This is a genomic window from Kribbella sp. NPDC026611 (assembly GCF_040638345.1).
Classification (GTDB): Bacteria; Actinomycetota; Actinomycetes; order Propionibacteriales; family Kribbellaceae; genus Kribbella.
In genome coordinates this window covers 1-1,411 of the sequence record NZ_JBEZYC010000023.1, presented here as the reverse complement: position 1 = coordinate 1,411, position 1,411 = coordinate 1, and the positions used below count along the sequence as shown (strand labels likewise).

The 1,411-nt window shown below is 67.1% G+C and carries 1 protein-coding gene; it reads left to right on the top strand.

The window, feature by feature from the left end; genetic code table 11:
- Positions 1 to 114 precede the first annotated feature (114 nt).
- The gene (locus AB0E69_RS41060) at positions 115 to 1,362 is read left to right on the top strand and encodes an IS256 family transposase (protein ID WP_360159796.1); all 1,248 of its coding nucleotides are present in this window, start codon (positions 115 to 117) and stop codon (positions 1,360 to 1,362) included.
- The last annotated feature ends 49 nt before the right edge of the window (positions 1,363 to 1,411 follow it).

The window sequence follows — 1,411 nt, the reverse complement described above, 5'->3', positions numbered from 1 at the left end:
AGTTGAGTCCCCGATAGTGGTGTAGCGCGGTTGTCGGGCTCGTCGTAGACGAGTACGCGGCCACCGCGTGATCCTTCGAGTCAACCTTCCACAGAATCCTCGAGGACCATCACGATGACCGCTCCACACATTGTCGACCCTGCCGGCCTGCTCGGCGAAGCACTCGCCGAGGCCGGCCCTGATCTGATGCGCTCGTTGCTGCAATCGATCATCAACGCGCTGCTGTCTGCTGACGCCGACGCTGTGGTCGGCGCCGAGTGGGGACGACCCACGCCGGGCCGCACCTCGCAGCGCAACGGCTACCGCCACCGCGACCTCGACACCCGCGTCGGCACCATCGACGTCGCGATCCCCAAGCTGCGTAAGGGCACCTACTTCCCCGAATGGCTTCTGGAGCGCCGCAAGCGCGCCGAAGCGGCCCTGATCACCGTCGTGGCCGACTGCTACCTGGCCGGCGTCTCCACCCGCCGAATGGACAAGCTCGTCAAGACCCTCGGCATCGACTCGCTGTCGAAATCCCAGGTGTCGCGGATGGCTGCCGACCTGGACCAGCTCGTCGAAGAGTTCCGCCACCGGCCACTGGACGCCGCCGGGCCGTTCACCTTCGTGGCCGCCGACGCGTTGACGATGAAGGTCCGCGAAGGCGGCCGCGTCATCAACGCTGTCGTGCTGCTCGCGACCGGCGTCAACGGCGACGGCCACCGCGAGGTCCTCGGCCTGCGGGTGGCCACCAGCGAAACAGGACCGGCGTGGAACGAGTTCTTCGCCGACCTCGTGGCCCGAGGCCTGACCGGGATCCGGCTCGTCACCTCAGACGCCCACGCCGGCCTGCGGGAAGCGATCGCCGCGAACCTGCCCGGAGCCAGCTGGCAACGTTGCAGAACGCACTACGCCGCGAACCTCATGAGCGTGACCCCGAAGAGCATGTGGCCGGCGGTCAAGGCGATGCTGCACTCGGTCTACGACCAGCCCGACGCGGACGCCGTGGCCGCTCAGTTCGACCGGCTGCTCGACTACGTCGCCGAGAAGCTGCCCGCCGTCGCCGACCACCTCGCATCGGCACGCGAGGACATCCTCGCGTTCACCAGCTTCCCCAAAGACGTGTGGACCCAGATCTGGTCCAACAACCCAGCAGAACGCCTGAACAAAGAGATCCGCCGCCGCACCGATGCCGTCGGGATCTTCCCCAACCGCGACGCCATCGTCCGGCTCGTCGGCGCCGTCCTGGCCGAACAAACCGACGAATGGGCCGAAGGACGCCGCTACCTCGGACTCGACCTCCTGGCCCGCTGCCGCCTGAACGTCCTCACCAACACCGAACCCGAGATCGGAACAAACGACCTGCCCGCCCTCACCGCCTAAACCCCAGAAAGGAGAACGCAGCACTACACCACTCCTGGGGACTTGACCG